Raw genomic sequence first — 15,649 nt, 5'->3', positions numbered from 1 at the left:
CCCGCACCCGGACACACCCCACGCAGTCGCTACCAGATCGGCTGCCACACCACCCCCACCCACGGCACGATCGCCTACCGACCCAGCCCACCACCTCGGCAACCGCGCCCAGCTCACGGGCCACCTGGTCGAGCCGTCGCCCGGTCGTGTCGACCCGACCTCTCCTGGACTCACCCCACCTGACGCACTGCTGACCCCGCGCCCGCCCGGGCGCCGTCGGGCCGGCTGATCTCGGCCCACACCTCGTCGAGGGACAGGCCCAGCACGCCGGCGATCGCCGCGATGGTCGAGAACGCGGGCGTGGCCACGCGGCCCGACTCGATCTTGCGCAGGGTCTCGGGGGAGACGCGGGCGTCGAGCGCGGTCTCCAGCATCGAGCGGTTCCCGCGGGCGCGACGCAGAAGGGAGCCGAGGCGCTGTCCGCGCTCGACCTCGGCGGGGGTGAGCGGCAACCTGACCATGATGCCAATACTAATACCGGGATAACATGGCCGGGATAGTTATTGGTAAGCGTGCGAAGGGCACCCCATGATCGAGATCCTCAACCCTGCCGAGCTGGTCCGCGCCAAGGAGTCGGGCGCGTTGGTCGCCGGCATCCTGCGGTCGCTGCGGGACCGCGCCACGGCCGGCACCAACCTCCTGGACATCGACCGGTGGACCCGGGAGATGATCGCCGCGGCCGGGGCGCAGTCCTGCTATGTCGACTACGCGCCGTCCTTCGGCCGCGGGCCGTTCGGCCACTACATCTGCACGGCCGTGAACGACGCCGTCCTGCACGGGATGCCCTACGACTACCGGCTCGCCGACGGCGACCTGCTGACGCTCGACCTCGCCGTGTCCCTCGACGGGATCGCCGCGGACTCCGCGATCAGCTTCGTGGTGGGCGGTGCCCCGGCCGCCGACGCCGAGAGTGTCGCCCTGATCGAGGTGACCGAGCGCGCGCTGGCCGCGGGGATCGCCGCCGCCGGGCCCGGGGCGCGCATCGGCGACCTGTCCCACGCCATCGGCACCGTCCTCGGCGCGGCCGGCTACCCGATCAACACGGAGTTCGGCGGGCACGGCATCGGGTCGACCATGCACCAGGACCCGCATGTCGCGAACACCGGGCGGCCCGGCCGCGGCTACCGGCTGCGCCCGGGGCTGCTGCTGGCGCTGGAGCCGTGGGTCATGGCGGACACCGACGAGCTCGTGACCGACGGCGACGGCTGGACCCTGCGCAGCGCGACCGGCTGCCGCACCGCGCACAGCGAGCACACCATCGCCATCACGGACGACGGGGCGGAGATCCTCACCTTGCCGCGGTAGCGGCCTCGGCCGCCGCCCGCCGTGGCTCCCAGTCCACGAAGGAAGTACGAGCGGAAGCCCCCGAGGCTACGCGCGGGGGCCTTCCTCGTCGCTCACCGACGCGGCGCCGTCGTCGGGAAGAGGGGTCGGGGCGACGGGGCCTGCTCGTGCGGGGAGGGGAACGTGACCGGCAGCCGGGCCGGGAACCGCATCCACGGGCTGGTGGCCCACTCGACCTCGTCCGGGTCGCCCACGAGCGTGACCTGGAGGCGCTGCAGCAGCTCGGCGACCGCGATCCGCGAGACCACGCGCCCGAGCCGCGGCGCGGGGCAGCGGTGCACCCCCGCGCCGAAGGACAGGTAGGCGCGGTTGCCGACGGTGTCCCACGGGTCGTCGGACTGCACCAGCGGGTCGTGGTTGGCCGCGTGCACGGCGACCACCACGGTGTCGCCCCGCTGGATCAGCTTGTCGTCGATCATCACGTCGCGCACCGCGAACCGCGGCATCAGGTTGGGGTTGGTCGTGGACCGCCACAGCACCTCGTCGAGCGCGTCGTCGATGTGCAGGCGGCCGCCCGAGATCCGGTGCGAGAACCGCGGGTCGCTCAGCACCAGCACGAGCGTCTGGGCGATCCACGCCATGAGCGCCTCGGTCGCCGCGGCGGTGATGGCCGTCAGCGTCTGGGCCCGTTCGAGGTCGTTCTCGAAGTTGTCGTGCACCGACAGCACGCCGGCGATGTCGCGCGTGCCGCGCTCGCGGCTGTAGGCGATGTGCCCGGTGACGATCTCGCGCAGCTCGTCGGTCAGCGCGCGGGCGTCCGCGCCCGCCTCGAAGATCGCCCGGGTGATCTCCTGCAGGCGCTGGGCCTGCGTGGGCTCCAGCCCGTCGAGCTCGGACAGCACCAGGAAGGGGACCACCGCGGCGTACTCGGCCACGAGGTCGGCGCGGCCGCGGTCCTGGAACCGGTCGATGAGCATGCCGCACAGCCGGCGGGTGATCGCGCCGGCCCGGGTCTCGTCGATCTGCTCCAGGGCGTCGTCGACCGGGGGCCGCAGGCGGGCGTGCTTGGGGCCGTCGGCGTCGGCCAGCGTGGGTTTCGGGGACTTCGCCAGCACGAGGTGCAGCGTCGAGGCCGGGCCGAGCAGGTCCTTGCCGTGCCCGTTCCAGATCGAGGGGTCCTTGATGAACGTGCGGTCGTCCCGCAGCACGCCCACTGCCGCGGAGTGCCCCAGCACCAGCCAGGCGGGCACCCCGGGCTCGAGGTCGACCGGCGCGACCGAGCCCCACCGTTCCCGCAGCCGCTCGTACACCGCGTTCGCGTCGGCCGCCGCCGTCGTCTCCACGAGCAGCGTCCGGTCGGTCACGTCGTCCAGGCGCACCGTTGAACCCGACGGCGGTGATGCGGTCACGTTTCCCCTCTCGTCGGCGGCCGGCCCCGGGTCGTTCGTGACACCGGGCACAAGCCCTCGCTCGGGATGCTAACGGCGAGCGGTCGGAGATAGCCAGTGGCAATGCCGCAGGTCACGATCCGGCAAGGGGCGCGACGGCGCTTGTCGGCGCCCGGCCGCATCGGCAGGATGTGCGCTATGCCCCAGGCCACACCTCTGCTCCGTATCCTCAACGTGCTGCTCGCCCCCGGCCTGCGCACCCGCAAGGACCCCGACGCCGTCTTCGAGGGCCTGCTCCACGACGCCCAGCGCGGGCGGGTCGCGCTCGGCGCCGACGAGCTCGCGGCCCTCGACAGCCTGCGCCTGCTGCTGGCGGACCACGCCGCCAACCCCGACCTGAGCGCCATGGGCTGGTCCAGCACGCAGGACCAGATCCGGGCCCGGCTGACCAACCGCGCGATCGTGCGCGACATCCAGGCGAGCCGGCCCGAGGTGCGGGACGAGCCGGTGACCGCGCCGGTGTTCGTCGTCGGTCTGCCGCGCACCGGGACCACGCTCACGTACAACCTGATCGCCCGGCACCCCGGCCACCGCGGCCCCAAGCTGTGGGAGATGGACAACCTGGGCCTGCCGCGCCCCGAGGCGGAGCGCGAGAAGCTGGTCGCGCAGGCCCGCAAGCGGTACGCGACCGTGGCCAAGCTCAGCCCCACGTGGGGTCACCTGCACCCGCTGATCGCCGACAGCGAGGAGGAGGACTTCATGCTGCGCGCCCACACCGAGATGTTCGCCACCTGGGGTCCGGCGCCGCGCTACCTGGACTGGGTCGGCGGGGCCGACCTCACCGAGGACTACCGCTTCCTGCACGACGCGCTGCAGATCATGGCCGCCGGCGAGCCGCCGGAGCGCTGGGTGCTCAAGCACCCCATGGACCTGTGGCGGATGCCGGAGATCCTGAGGGCCTTCCCCGGGGCGCGCTTCGTCTGGACGCACCGGGCGCCGGGCGCCGCCGTCGCCTCCGGCTGCTCCATGGCCGAGGCGACGGAGACGATGTACATCAAGCCCGGCCGCATCGACCTGGAGCGGATCGGCCAGGACTGGCTGAAGATCTCCGCGGGCGGGGTGGAGCGCGCGGTCGGGCTGCGCGAGCAGCTGCCCGACGGCGCGGTGATCGACGTGGTCTACGACGACCTGATGAAGGACCCCGAGACGGTGGTGCACGGGCTCTTCGAGACCCTGGGCCTGGACTGGGGCGCGACGGACGACGCCAACCTCGCCGCGGCCCTCGACCGGAGCGGTCACCGCCCGCACGCGTACACGCTGGAGCGGTACGGCCTGGACGAGGGCAAGGTGGCCGACGCGTTCTCGGCCTACAAGATCCCGGCCTCCGTGCTCGGCTGACCGGAGGTCAGGAAGGCGGCCACGCCCATGTCGGAGCTCACGGCCCGGGCGGCGTCGTCCGCTGCCCGGCCGGCGGCCTCGACGGCCTGACGCTGGGCCTCCGGCGCGACGACCGTGCGCCACGGCCGGGTGCCGGCGGGCAGCTCGACGATTGCGACGAGCGCGTCGGCGACCGCCCGCGGGTCCTCGTCCGCCTCGGCCTGGCGTCCGGTCAGCTCCGCGACGAAGCGGCCCATGCCGTCGCCGTAGACCATCATCCGGTCCGCGTCCGTGGGCGGGGCGGCGTTCGTCCCGATGCTGGTCGGGTAGGGGGCGGGCTCGACCGTGACGGACTCGACGCCGAAGGGCGCCAGCTCGTGGCGCCACGCCTCCGTGAGGCTGCCGAGCGCGGCCTTGCTCGCGGCGTACAGGCCGCTGTACGGCAGGGTCACCCGGCTCGAGACCGAGCCGATCTGGACCAGCACGCCGTGACCCTGCTCCCGGAGGTGCGGAAGGGCGGCCCGGTTCACCCGGAGCGCGCCGAGCACGTTGACGTCGAGCTGCCGCTGCGCCTCGTCGGCCGAGAACGCCTCGACGGGTCCGGGGAAGATCGCGCCGGCGTTGTTGACGACCACGTCGAGCCGTCCCGCCGTCCGCAGGACGTCGGCGACGGCGCGGTCGGCGGACGCCTGGTCCGTCACGTCGAGCTCGACGACCCGGAGGTCCAGTCCCTCTGTGGCCGCGAACGCCGTCAGCTCGGCGGCGGCCCGCTCGTTCCGGCCGCTCACGCCGCGCAGTGCGGCGAACACCTGGTGACCGCGCCGGGCCAGGGACTCCACGGTCAGGCGGCCGAACCCGGAGCTCGCTCCGGTCACCAGCACCACGCGCGGCTCGGTGGTCACACTCATCAGCATCTCCATCGCGGGTATCTCCATCGCTCAAGTGGGGTAGCACCCCGGTTGTTCGACCAACATATGGAGGGGCACCCCGTTTGTCAACGAGCGGCCCGGCTACGATGTGGAGGGACACCCCGGTCGATCACTGGTTGGAGCTCGTGTGGCAGACACCGCGGCCGCCTCGGCGGCGCCGGCACGACCGCTCCGGGCGGACGCCCGGCGCAACTACGACCGCATCCTGGCGGCCGCGGAGGCCGAGGTCGCGCGGTCCGGGGCGAGCGCGTCGCTCGAGGAGATCGCCCGGCAGGCAGGCGTCGGCTCGGCCACCCTGCACCGCCACTTCCCGACCCGGCAGGCGCTGCTCGAGGAGGTCTTCCACGACCGCGTCGAGGCCCTGTGCGCCCAGGCCCGCGAGCTCGCGACGAGCGACGATCCCGGTGAGGCGCTCGTGACGTGGCTGCGGGCGGTAGCCGTCTACGGCGCGACCACCCGCGGGCTGGCGGCATCGCTGAGGATGGGGCCGGCCCACCCGCCGTCGGGCACGGGCTGCGGGGCGATGCTGCTCGACGCCGGCGGCGAGCTGCTACGACGCGCCCAGGACGCCGGTGCCGTGCGGCGCGAGACGTCCATGATCGACCTGCTGACCCTCGTCAACGCGGTCTCGCTGGTCACCGAGGGGGACGCCGACGCGGCCGACGAGGCCGTGCGGCTCGTCTCCCTCGCGATCGACGGAGTGCGGCCGCTGGCCGTGCCCGGTGGGCCGGCCTGACCGGTGCCGGCGATTCCGGCGGCGCCACCGGCGCCGCCGGAACGGTCAGCGGGCGGCCGGTCCCGGCGGGAACTCGGGGCGCTCGAACGCGTCGCGGATCCGCAGCCGGATGGTCGAGTCCAGGGCCTGGAGCTTCTTCGAGGCGCCCCGCTCGGTCACGTCCGAGATGTCCGTGACCACGTAGCCGATGTCGCCGCGCGTGGCGAGCATCTGGCCCTCGATGTTGGCGCCGTGGTCGGCGAAGATCTGGTTCACGGTGGCCAGCACGCCCGGCACGTTGCGGTGCAGCAGCTTGATGCGACCCACGCCCGTGTGCTCCAGCTGGAGGTTGGGGAGGTTGACACTGAGCATCGTCGACCCGGTCGTCACGTAGTCGCTCAGCTTCTTGGCCACGAACTGGCCGATCGCCTCCTGCGCCTCCTCGGTGGAGCCGCCCACGTGCGGCGTGAGGATCACGTTCGGCAGGCCGCGCAGCACCGACTCGAAGGTGTCGCCGCGCTTCTTGGGCTCCTCCGGGAAGACGTCGACCGCGGCGCCCGACAGGTGCCCCGACGTGATGTGCTCGGCCAGCGAGTCGACGTCGACCACGAACCCGCGGCACAGGTTGAGGAAGATCGCGCCCGGCTTCATGCGGGCGAACTGCTTCTCGCCGAAGAGGCCGGCGTTGCCGGAGCGGCCGTCCACGTGCAGCGTGACGATGTCGGCCGTCTCCAGCAGCTCGTCCAGCGTCTCCAGGCGGCGCGCGTTGCCCAGCGCCAGCTTCTCCGCGGTGTCGTAGAAGACGACGGACATGCCCAGGTTCTCGGCGAGCACGGAGAGCTGCGAGCCGATGTTGCCGTAGCCGATGATGCCGAGGGTGCGGCCGCGCACCTCGTGCGAGCCGTCCGCCGACTTGTCCCACACGCCCGCGTGCAGGGCGCGGTCGCGCTCCGTCATGCGGCGGGTCAGGGAGATGATCTCCGCGATCGCCAGCTCCACCACGGAGCGGGTGTTGGAGAACGGCGCGTTGAACACCGCGACGCCGCGGTGCGCGGCCGCCGTCAGGTTGATCTGGTTGGTGCCGATGCTGAAGGCGCCGACGCCGACCAGGCTGTCGCTCTCGGCCAGCACGCGCGCCGTCACCTCGGTCTTGGACCGGATGCCCAGGAGCTGGACGCCGTCGAGCGCCGCGATGAGCTCGTCCTCGTCGAGCGCTCCCTTGCGGTAGTCGACCTCGTACCCGGCCGACTCGAGGATCGGGACGGAGGTGGGGTGGACGTTCTCGAGGAGAAGGGCTCGCTGCACGCACCCATGGTGCGCCAGGGGGAGCGGTAGCGACAAACGGATCGGGCCCACGTCCCGCCTGCTGGGACGGCAGGTGGGACGCAGGCCGACGACGGGCCGCCCGTGGCGGGCGCGGGTCAGAACCCTTCGGGCAGGTCGCGCGCGTGCACCACGACGAGGCGCTGCGTGGGGCGGGTCATCGCCACGTACAGGTCGCTGGTCCCGCCTTCGCCCTCGGCGATGGCGGCCGGCTCCACCAGGACCACGGCGTCGAACTCCAGGCCCTTGGTCTCGCGCGGCGCCAGGACGGTCACCTGCGCGTCCTCGGGCCGCTGGGCGGACAGGCGGGCGGCCTCCTCGGCGCCGACGGCGGAGGCGAGCGCCCCGGCCACGGCGTCGGCCAGGCGCGCGACGGCGCCCGCGGGCGCGACGACGGCCACCCGGCCGGCGTCGGGCCCCACCAGCTCCTTGACGAGGCCGAGCGCCTGGGCGACCACGACGCCGTGGTCCGGCAGGCCGTCCGGGCCCGCCGGCGTGGGGACGACGTCGAGGGAGCCCTCGACGTCGCGCGCGGCCCGCAGCTCCGAGACGGGCAGCCGCGCGGCCCGCGCGACCCGTTGGGCGGTGTCGGCCACGGTGGACGGCGTGCGGTAGGAGACCGTGAGCTCGGACAGCCGCCAGCCGTCACGCAGCAGCGGGGTGAGCATGCGGTCCCAGCTGCGCGCGCCCGCCGCCGACGAGGTCTGGGCGACGTCGCCGACGATGGTCATCGACCGCGTCGGCACACGGCGCACCAGCGCCCGCCAGGCCATGGGGGAGAGCTCCTGCGCCTCGTCGACCACCACGTGGCCGTAGGTCCAGGAGCGGTCGCCGGCGGCGCGCTCCGCCGTCGTCAGGGACGGACCGCTCGCGGCGAACCGGGAGGCGAGCGTCTCGGCGTCGACCAGGCCGCCGCCCGCGCCGGTCGCGGACAGCACGCTGCGCGCGTACTCGACCTCGTGCGCCTGCTCGGCCTCGAGGAGGCGCGCCTCGGCCCGCGCCACGGAGTCGTCCTCGCCCAGCAGCTCGTACGCCTCGTCGAGGATCGGCACGTCCGACTCCGTCCACGGTGCGCCCGGCTCCCGGACCAGCAGGCGCCGCTCGCGCTCGGACAGCTCCGGCGCGGCCTCGGCCAGCCGGTGCGGCTTGGCGTACAGGTCCGCGACCAGCTTCTCCGGCGTGATCGGCAGCCAGGCGAGGTTCAGCGCCACGCGGACGTCGCGGTCGGAGCGCAGGTCCTCGGTCACCGCAGCGCGGTCCTCCGAGGACAGCGGGGCGCCGTCGAAGTCGCGGTACTGGTCGGCCAGCCGGCCGAGCATGTCGCGCACGAACGACGCGCGGGCCAGGTTGTGCGGCTTGTGCGTGCGGCGGGCGCGCGCGATCGCGTCGGCGACGTCGCGCGGGCGGATCACGAAGTCGTGCCCCTCGACCCGCACCTCGACGTCGTGCCGCGGCACGCGCTCGCGCGCCCGCACGGCCCGGCGGATCACCTTGCGCCACAGCAGCAGGCCCTTGAGCCGCGCCACCTGCCCCTCGTCCACGGCGGTCGCCCGGATCCCCGGGATGAGGTCGCCGATCGTGGTGGACACCACGCCGGTCTCGCCGAGCGAGGGGAGCACCTGGTCGATGTACCGCAGGAACGCGCTCGACGGGCCGACCACCAGCACGCCGGAGCGCTCCAGCAGGCGCCGGTGCGCGTACAGGAGGTACGCCGCGCGGTGCAGCGCCACCGCGGTCTTGCCGGTGCCGGGACCGCCCTGGACCACCAGCGCCCCGGTGAGGTCGGAGCGGATGATCCGGTCCTGCTCGGCCTGGATGGTCGCGACGATGTCCGTCATCCGGCCGGTGCGGCCCTGGGCCATCGCCGCCAGCAGCGCGCCCTCGCCGGACAGTGCGTCCGCGTCGATGTCGCCCTCGAGGTCCAGGACCTCGTCCTCCAGGCCCGTCACCGAACGGCCCTTGGTCACCAGGTGCCGCCGGCGCCGGACGTCGCCCGGGTGCAGCGCCGTGGCCCGGTAGAAGGCCTCGGCCGCCGGGGCGCGCCAGTCGGTCAGCATGGACCTGTGCTCGGCGTCGGTCAGCCCGATGCGCCCCACGTACCGGGTCACCGTCCCGTCCCCGGACCCTTCGGCGAGGTCGAGCCGGCCGAAGACCAGCCGGTCCTCGACGGCGTCGAGCTGCGCCGCGCGGTCCTCGTACAGCGTGGCGAACGCGTCCCGCTCGGAACGGTTCTGGTGCGTGCCCGAGGCACCCGCCAGGCGCACGTCCCGCAGGCGGTTCGCGGTGGTGCCGCGCAGGGTGTCCAAGCGGACGTACATCGTGTCGACGACTGCTTGCTCGTGGGCGAGCTCGCCCGCGATTCCCGTCACGCCCTACCTCCGTGTGCCACCAGCGAGAAAACTCCGGTCGTTATCAACCGGCCGACCATTATTGCCCACCCGTCGGCCTGTCCGCTGACACGGCGTCATCTCGCTGGATAGGATCGCCGCCATGGCACTGGGCGGGGCGGGATCTGCGAGGCCCGGAGGCGGGTCCGGACCCGAGGCGCGCCCGGCCCGGCTCGACGGCCCCATCTCGGTGCTCCTGGTCGAGGACGACGACGCCGACGCGTTCCTCGTGAGCGAGCTGCTGGCCGACGCGGACGTCGAGGCGGACCTCCGCGCCGACCTCCACCGTGCCCGCTCCGTGGACGAGGCGCTCGGCATCCTGTCCATGGTCTCGGTGGACTGCCTGCTGCTCGACCTGGGCCTGCCCGACGCCGAGGGGCTGGGCGCCCTGCGCCGCGTCATGGAGGGCATCGAGGTGCTGCCCGTGCAGCCCGCCGTCGTGGTGCTGACCGGCAACACGTCGAACGAGCTGGGCTCCGCCGCCGTCGCCAACGGCGCCGACGACTACCTGGTCAAGGGTGACGTGGACGGCGACGGGCTCGCCCGCTGCCTGCGCTACGCGACGCTGCGCCGCCGCTCCGCCGCCCAGCAGATCGCGCTCTTCCGCAGCGAGGTGCGCGCGGCCGAGACCACGCGGCTGGAGCGCGCGCTGCTGCCCAAGGAGCTCGTCACCGACGAGCGGGTCTCGGTCATGGTCGGCTACCTGCCGGGCGGCAACGGCCTGCTCGGCGGTGACTTCTTCGACACCGTCGAGCGACCGGACGGCACCCTGGTCACGGTCATCGGCGACGTCGCCGGGCACGGTCCCGACGAGGCCGCCCTCGGCGCCGCCATGCGCACGGCGTGGCGCACCCTCGTGCTGGCCGGTACGCCCGCGGACGACGTGCTGCCCCTGCTGGAGCGCGTGCTCCTGGCCGAGCGCGGCCGCCCCGAGGTGTTCGTCACCATCTGCCAGGCCGTGATCTCGGCGGACCGTTCGCACATGGACGTCTACCTCGCCGGGCACCTCCCGCCGCTGCTCGTGGTGCCGCAGACCCCGGCCGGCGAGGCCGCCGCCACCCACCGGTGCGAGGAGCTGCCCTCGTCGGACCGCGGCCGCGCGCTCGGCATCCCCGTCGAGGGCACCTGGACCGCGCACCGCGTGCGCCTGCCGGAGGTGTGGACCGCGGTGCTCTACACCGACGGGCTCGTGGAGGCGGCGGTCGGCGCCGACCCCGGGGGCACGCCCGTGCTGCCGCCCAGCGCCCACGGCCGGATGCCCCGCCTCGGCGCGCACGGCCTGCGCAGCGTCGTCGAGCACGAGATGGACCAGGGCACGGACGAGGTGGTGACCCGGGTGCTGCGCCGGGTGCGCGCGCTGCACGGCGGCCCCCTGGTCGACGACGCCGCGCTCCTCTTCGTCGGCTGGGCCGGCGCCGGAGCCACGGAGCCCGGTGAACGCACCTCGACCCTGGCCGACTCGGTGGAGTGGTCGCGGGCATGACTCTGGTGCCGGACGAGCACCGGTTCACCGGTGTGTCGATGCGTCGCCGCCTCGCGCGGCTGCTCGGCGCGGTCGCGGCCATGCTCGTGCTGGCGCTCGCCGTCGCGGTGCTCGCCCTGGTCCAGTCCCGCGGCCTGGACGCCCGGGCCGACGGCCCGTACTACCGCGCCCTGGTGGACGGCGAGCGGGCCTCCCTGGCGCTCGCCGACGCCGACTCGTCGCTGCGTGCCTACCGCGCCACGTGCGACGAGGCCGCCCTCGAGCCCTGGACGCGCGCCGTCGGGTCGAGCGGCCGCATCATGCTCCTGGCCGACGTCGAGCGGCGCGCCCTGCAGTCGGACGCCGAGGTGGCGCTGGCCTACGAGGAGGCGGTGCGGCGCACCGACGCCTGGTTCGACGAGTACGCCGAACCCGTGGTGGCGGCCGTCGAGGCGGCGCCGGCGGGCCAGGTCGCCTGCCGCATGGAGCTGCTCAGCACGGCCCCGCCGGCCGCCGAGGGTGACGCCCTGTACGCGGCCGCCAACACCGCCGTCGTCCACTACCTGGCCGAGCTGGGGGCGCAGCGCGACGCGATCGTGGCCACCCGGACGGTCTGGGAGCGGCTGCTGCTGGGGGCGGTGGCGACGCTCGTGCTCGTGGTCGTGCTGATGGGCACGATGATGTGGCTCGCCCTGGAGTCCTGGGTGATCCGGCCGCTGACCGAGCTGACGGCCGCCGTCCGGGTGGTGAGCAGCGGCGTGCTCGGGCGCGAGATCCGGCCCGCCGGCACGGGCGAGGTGGCCCTGCTCGCCATGCACGTGGAGACGATGCGCCGCGAGCTGGTGCACCAGGTGGAGGAGATCCGCCTGTCGCACCAGGAGGTGGAGAACGCGCACACCCTGCTGAGCGAGCAGGCGCGCGAGCTGGAGCGGTCCAACCGCGACCTGGAGCAGTTCGCGTACGTGGCCTCGCACGACCTCCAGGAGCCGCTGCGCAAGGTCGCGAGCTTCACGCAGCTCCTGCAGAAGCGGTACGGCGAGTCGCTCGACGAGCGCGCCGACCAGTACATCGAGTTCGCCGTGGACGGCGCGAAGCGCATGCAGCGGCTCATCCAGGACCTGCTGAGCTTCTCGCGGGTGGGCCGCACGGGCGTGCCGCGCGAGGACGTGGAGCTGGAGGGCGTGCTCACCGCGGCGCTGTCCGAGCTGTCGGAGCGGATCGCGGAGTCGGGGGCCGAGATCGTCCACGACCCGATGCCCGTGGTGCACGGCGAGCGCGCCCTGCTGCAGCAGATCTTCGTGAACCTGATCGGCAACTCGCTCAAGTTCCGCGACCCGGAGCGGACGCCGAACGTGCGGATCGAGGTGCGCAGCATGCGGGCGCACTGGGAGATCTCGGTGGTGGACAACGGCATCGGCATCGACGCCCAGTACGCGGAGCGGGTGTTCGTCATCTTCCAGCGCCTGCACTCGCGCGAGCAGTACGCGGGCACCGGCATCGGCCTCTCGCTGGTGAAACGGATCGTGGAGTACCACAAGGGCCGCATCTGGATCGAGCCGGCGGACGGCGGCGGCACCATCGTGCGGTTCACCCTGGCCCGGCGGCAGGGGCAACCCGCGACGGGGCGCCTTTCGACCGAACGGGCCCAGTCGACTACGCTTCAATGAAGCGGCCTGACCAGGGCCGACGGCGGGGCGCGACGAAGGGGCCCGCCGATGAGGACTCCATGGGACAGGTACGGGCCGGGTGGTCAACGTGAGCGGTCAGAAAGTGATGGAGATCCTCCTCGTGGAGGACGATCCGGGCGACGTCCTGATGACGCGCGAGGCGTTCGAGGATCACCGCGTCGCCAACAACGTCTCCGTGGTCGGCGACGGCGTGAGCGCGCTGGAGTTCCTGCGCAAGCAGGGGCAGTACGCCAAGGTGCCGACCCCTGACCTGGTGCTGCTCGACCTCAACCTGCCGAAGATGGACGGTCTCGAGGTGCTCGCCGTCGCCAAGGGCGACCCGATGCTGCGGCACATCCCCGTGGTGGTGCTGACCACGTCGGACGCCCAGGAGGACGTGGTGGGCTCCTACTCGCTGCACGCCAACGCGTACGTGACCAAGCCGGTGGACTTCGACCGGTTCATCGACGTGGTGCGCCAGATCGACGACTTCTTCGTGTCCGTGGTGCGGCTGCCCGGCAGGTGAGCCGGGAACTGCTCGCGACGCTGTGGGCGTAACGGGAAGACACCCGGCCGTCCCGACGTTGGACCAGAGCAGACACCCTTTCGGATCGGGTGATCGGCAGTACTCCGACGAGCGAGGGAGCGCACGTGCTAGACCCCCAGGGCATCTACGACGTCGACGAGGCAGCGGTGGAGCGCACGCTGGGTCGCAGCGTGCCCGGCAGCTCCGACGGGCCCGTACTGCTGCATGCCGTCCGCGGGTTCGTGGACGCCGGCAGCGCGGGCGACCTCGCCGTCGAGCACCTGATCGACGAGTTCCGCGTGGAGCGTCTGGTGACGTTCGACGTCGACCAGCTGCTCGACTACCGCTCCAAGCGGGCGACGATGACTTTCGACTCCGACCGGTGGGCCGACTACCAGGCCCCCTACCTCGCGGTCGACCACCTGACCGACGCCGAGGGCACGGGCTTCCTGCTGCTGCACGGCGCCGAGCCGGACCTGCAGTGGGAACGCGTGGTGGCCGGGCTGATCCAGCTCGTCGAGCGCTTCGGCGTGAGCCTCGTGGTCGGCATCCAGGGCATCCCGATGGGACTGCCCCACACCCGCCCGCTGTCGCTGACGGCGCACGCAACCCGGCCCGGCCTGGTCGACGACTACACGTCGTGGTTCGGCAGCGTGAAGGTGCCGGGCTCGCTGTCCGCGCTCCTCGAGTACCGGCTCGGCGAGGCGGGGCACGACGCGCTCGGCTTCACCGTCCACGTGCCGCACTACCTGGCGCAGTCGCAGTACCCGCCGGCCACGGTGGTCGCGCTGCACCACACGGAGCGGGCGACCGGGCTCGACCTGGCGGTCCCCGCCCTCGAGGAGGCCGCGACCGACGCCAAGATCGAGGTGGAGAAGCAGGTCGCGGAGTCGACCGAGATCGCCGCCGTGGTCAAGGCGCTGGAGGAGCAGTACGACGCCTTCGCGCGGTCGATCGGCCGGCCGAGCCTGCTCGCGGAGACCACGCCGATCCCGAGCGCGGAGGAGCTGGGCGCGGAGTTCGAGCGGTTCCTCGCACAGCAGAACGGCGACTGAGCCGCAGGCTCAGTCGCAAGAAGGCAGAGTCTGAGCCGGCCTCGCAGCGCAGGGTGTGGGCCGAGGGACGAGGCACGTGCCCGGTGGCTCCGCGGCCCGGTGTGTCATAGCTGCGGCAGAAATGTGCGTGTTCCGTGGCACATTTGAGTGGTCCATGCCACACTGGCGCACGTTGCAGTGACGTACCAAGGCCACGTCCGCCGTGTCGTGAGCAAGTCGGGAAAGCATTGCGGCACGGGGGCGGGCAACGGGCTCGCCGTCGGATCCCGGACGGAAGGTCGAAGGACAGCATGGCGCAGGGTTCTGTGAAGTGGTTCAACGCGGAGAAGGGGTACGGGTTCATCGCCCAGGACGGCGGCGGCGCCGACGTCTTCGTGCACTACTCCGCGATCCAGTCCAACGGGTACCGGTCTCTCGAGGAGGCCCAGCGGGTCGAGTTCGAGATCACGCAGGGTCCCAAGGGTCCGCAGGCGGAAGCAGTCGTGCCGCTCTGACGTAACTCGTGAGAAGGCCGCCCTCCCTCCGGGGAGGGCGGCCTTTTCGCGTGGCGTGGCGGGTCAGGTCGCCGGGTCGGGGGCCGGGGTCGCCAGCGGGGCCGCCGTGCCCGCGAACGCCGCCGCGTCCGCGCCGGCCAGGAGGGTGGCGGGCACCGCCAGGGTGCGCAGGGCGCGCCCCAGACGCGGGTCCCGCAGATCCGGGCGCTCGACGACGTCGCGGGTCCCCAGGGGGCTCTGTGCGGCCTCCTGGGCACCCTCGTGCGGACCCTCCGCCCGGGCGTCGTCCCGGACGCCGTCGCGGGTGCCCTCCGGGGCGTCGGACCCGTCGTCGTGCGCCGGCTCCTCGGGCAGCTCGCGGACGGCCGCGAGGACCAGGTTGCCGTACCGGCGCCCCTTGAGGATCGCGGGTTCGGCGACGGCGGCGAGCCGGCCCTGCGCCGCGGCGTCGGGCCCGAACGCCTCCGCGAGGCTCGCGACCTCGCGGCGCGCGGTGGTCAGCGGCGGTCGGTCGGCGCAGTTCACCAGGAGGACGCCGCCGGGACGCAGCACGCGGTGGGCCTCGGCGGCGAACCCCGTGCCCACCAGGTGGGCCGGCGTGCGGTCGCCCGCGAACACGTCCCGGACCACCACGTCGTAGGAGGCGTCGCGGGCGGTGGACAGGGCGCGCCCCGCGTCGTCGGCGCGCAGGCGCAGCAGGGGCGAGCGCGGCAGCGCGAACCACTCGCGCACGAGCTCCAGGAGGCGGGGGTCGAGGTCGACGCCGAGCTGGCGGGAGCCGGGCCGCTCGTGCTCCACGTGCCGTGCGAAGGCGCTGCCGGCGGCCCCGAGGTGCAGTACCCGCAGCGGCCCGGGCGGCAGGAGGGCCACGAACGCGGCCATCTGCTGCATGTACTCGAAGTCGAGAAAACCGGGGTCGGCGAGGTCGAGGCTGGAGCTCGGCACGCCGTTGACGTGCAGCGTCACCCGCTGCGGGAAGTCGGGGTCGCGCACCACCTCGGCGGTGCCGGTGCTGATCGGCACGGGGCCGACGGGCAGCTCG

The 15,649-nt window shown here is 73.4% G+C and carries 14 protein-coding genes and 1 pseudogene; 9 read left to right on the top strand and 6 right to left on the bottom strand.

The features are described 5' to 3' along the window. Nucleotides 1–183, top strand: a pseudogene (locus AB0I29_RS19695) (hypothetical protein); the annotation flags it as partial. Here AB0I29_RS19695 and AB0I29_RS19690 read toward each other — a convergent pair. Next, nucleotides 171–461 carry a helix-turn-helix transcriptional regulator gene (locus AB0I29_RS19690; protein ID WP_285101440.1) on the bottom strand — a complete coding sequence of 97 codons (291 nt, stop codon included), beginning with the start codon at nt 459–461 and terminating at the stop codon, nt 171–173. The pseudogene AB0I29_RS19695 and the gene AB0I29_RS19690 overlap by 13 nt on opposite strands. Before the next feature lie 67 nt (nt 462–528). Between AB0I29_RS19690 and map the strand changes: the two genes are divergently transcribed. Beyond that, nucleotides 529–1,305 carry a type I methionyl aminopeptidase gene (map, locus tag AB0I29_RS19685; RefSeq protein ID WP_285101442.1) on the top strand — a complete coding sequence of 259 codons (777 nt, stop codon included), beginning with the start codon at nt 529–531 and terminating at the stop codon, nt 1,303–1,305. Nucleotides 1,306–1,397: 92 nt separating this feature from the next. Here map and AB0I29_RS19680 read toward each other — a convergent pair whose 3' ends face one another. After that, on the bottom strand, nt 1,398–2,693 hold the full coding sequence (locus tag AB0I29_RS19680; RefSeq protein WP_357484640.1) for a cytochrome P450: 1,296 nt from the start codon (nt 2,691–2,693) through the stop codon (nt 1,398–1,400). Nucleotides 2,694–2,870: 177 nt separating this feature from the next. Between AB0I29_RS19680 and AB0I29_RS19675 the strand changes: the two genes are divergently transcribed. After that, nucleotides 2,871–4,070 carry a sulfotransferase gene (locus tag AB0I29_RS19675; protein WP_357484637.1) on the top strand — a complete coding sequence of 400 codons (1,200 nt, stop codon included), beginning with the start codon at nt 2,871–2,873 and terminating at the stop codon, nt 4,068–4,070. Here AB0I29_RS19675 and AB0I29_RS19670 read toward each other — a convergent pair. Further along, nucleotides 4,040–4,957, bottom strand: coding sequence for an SDR family oxidoreductase (locus tag AB0I29_RS19670; RefSeq protein ID WP_357484634.1), 918 nt, complete (start codon nt 4,955–4,957; stop codon nt 4,040–4,042). The two genes, AB0I29_RS19675 and AB0I29_RS19670, sit on opposite strands and share 31 nt — an antisense overlap. A gap of 148 nt (nt 4,958–5,105) precedes the next feature. On the opposite strand from AB0I29_RS19670, the gene AB0I29_RS19665 reads away from it, so the two are divergent. Then, nucleotides 5,106–5,714, top strand: coding sequence for a helix-turn-helix domain-containing protein (locus tag AB0I29_RS19665; RefSeq protein WP_357484631.1), 609 nt, complete (start codon nt 5,106–5,108; stop codon nt 5,712–5,714). A 45-nt stretch (nt 5,715–5,759) separates the two neighbouring features. Here the strand turns inward: AB0I29_RS19665 and serA are convergent, their stop codons facing one another. Then, a complete protein-coding gene (gene serA, locus AB0I29_RS19660) occupies nt 5,760–6,998 on the bottom strand; it encodes a phosphoglycerate dehydrogenase (protein WP_285101451.1) in 1,239 nt (412 codons plus the stop codon). Nucleotides 6,999–7,114: 116 nt separating this feature from the next. Then, entirely contained in the window at nt 7,115–9,385 is a 2,271-nt protein-coding gene (locus AB0I29_RS19655; protein ID WP_357484627.1) for an AAA family ATPase, read from the bottom strand. A 121-nt stretch (nt 9,386–9,506) separates the two neighbouring features. On the opposite strand from AB0I29_RS19655, the gene AB0I29_RS19650 reads away from it, so the two are divergent. The 5 genes from AB0I29_RS19650 (at nt 9,507) to AB0I29_RS19630 (ending at nt 14,607) form a co-directional block, all read left to right on the top strand. Beyond that, on the top strand, nt 9,507–10,886 hold the full coding sequence (locus AB0I29_RS19650; protein ID WP_285101455.1) for a fused response regulator/phosphatase: 1,380 nt from the start codon (nt 9,507–9,509) through the stop codon (nt 10,884–10,886). After that, nucleotides 10,883–12,532 (top strand): ATP-binding protein, encoded by a 1,650-nt coding sequence (locus AB0I29_RS19645; protein ID WP_357484623.1) that lies wholly within the window; start codon nt 10,883–10,885, stop codon nt 12,530–12,532. Before AB0I29_RS19650 ends, AB0I29_RS19645 begins: the two co-directional genes overlap by 4 nt. Nucleotides 12,533–12,638: 106 nt before the next feature. Further along, a complete protein-coding gene (locus tag AB0I29_RS19640; RefSeq protein WP_285101664.1) occupies nt 12,639–13,058 on the top strand; it encodes a response regulator in 420 nt (139 codons plus the stop codon). 125 nt (nt 13,059–13,183) lie between these two features. Further along, nucleotides 13,184–14,113 carry a PAC2 family protein gene (locus tag AB0I29_RS19635; protein ID WP_285101457.1) on the top strand — a complete coding sequence of 310 codons (930 nt, stop codon included), beginning with the start codon at nt 13,184–13,186 and terminating at the stop codon, nt 14,111–14,113. A 290-nt stretch (nt 14,114–14,403) separates the two neighbouring features. Continuing rightward, nucleotides 14,404–14,607: a cold shock domain-containing protein gene (locus AB0I29_RS19630; RefSeq protein WP_020016705.1), complete on the top strand. Its 204-nt coding sequence runs from the start codon at nt 14,404–14,406 to the stop codon at nt 14,605–14,607. A 63-nt stretch (nt 14,608–14,670) separates the two neighbouring features. On the opposite strand, the gene AB0I29_RS19625 is transcribed toward AB0I29_RS19630, so the two are convergent. After that, nucleotides 14,671–15,630, bottom strand: coding sequence for a fused MFS/spermidine synthase (locus AB0I29_RS19625; RefSeq protein WP_357484619.1), 960 nt, complete (start codon nt 15,628–15,630; stop codon nt 14,671–14,673). Nucleotides 15,631–15,649 lie beyond the last annotated feature (19 nt).

The organism is Promicromonospora sp. NPDC050262 (genome assembly GCF_040655935.1).
Lineage (GTDB): Bacteria > Actinomycetota > Actinomycetes > Actinomycetales > Cellulomonadaceae > Promicromonospora.
The sequence above is the reverse complement of the archived record's forward strand: the minus strand, read 5'-3'. Positions and strand labels throughout refer to the sequence as shown.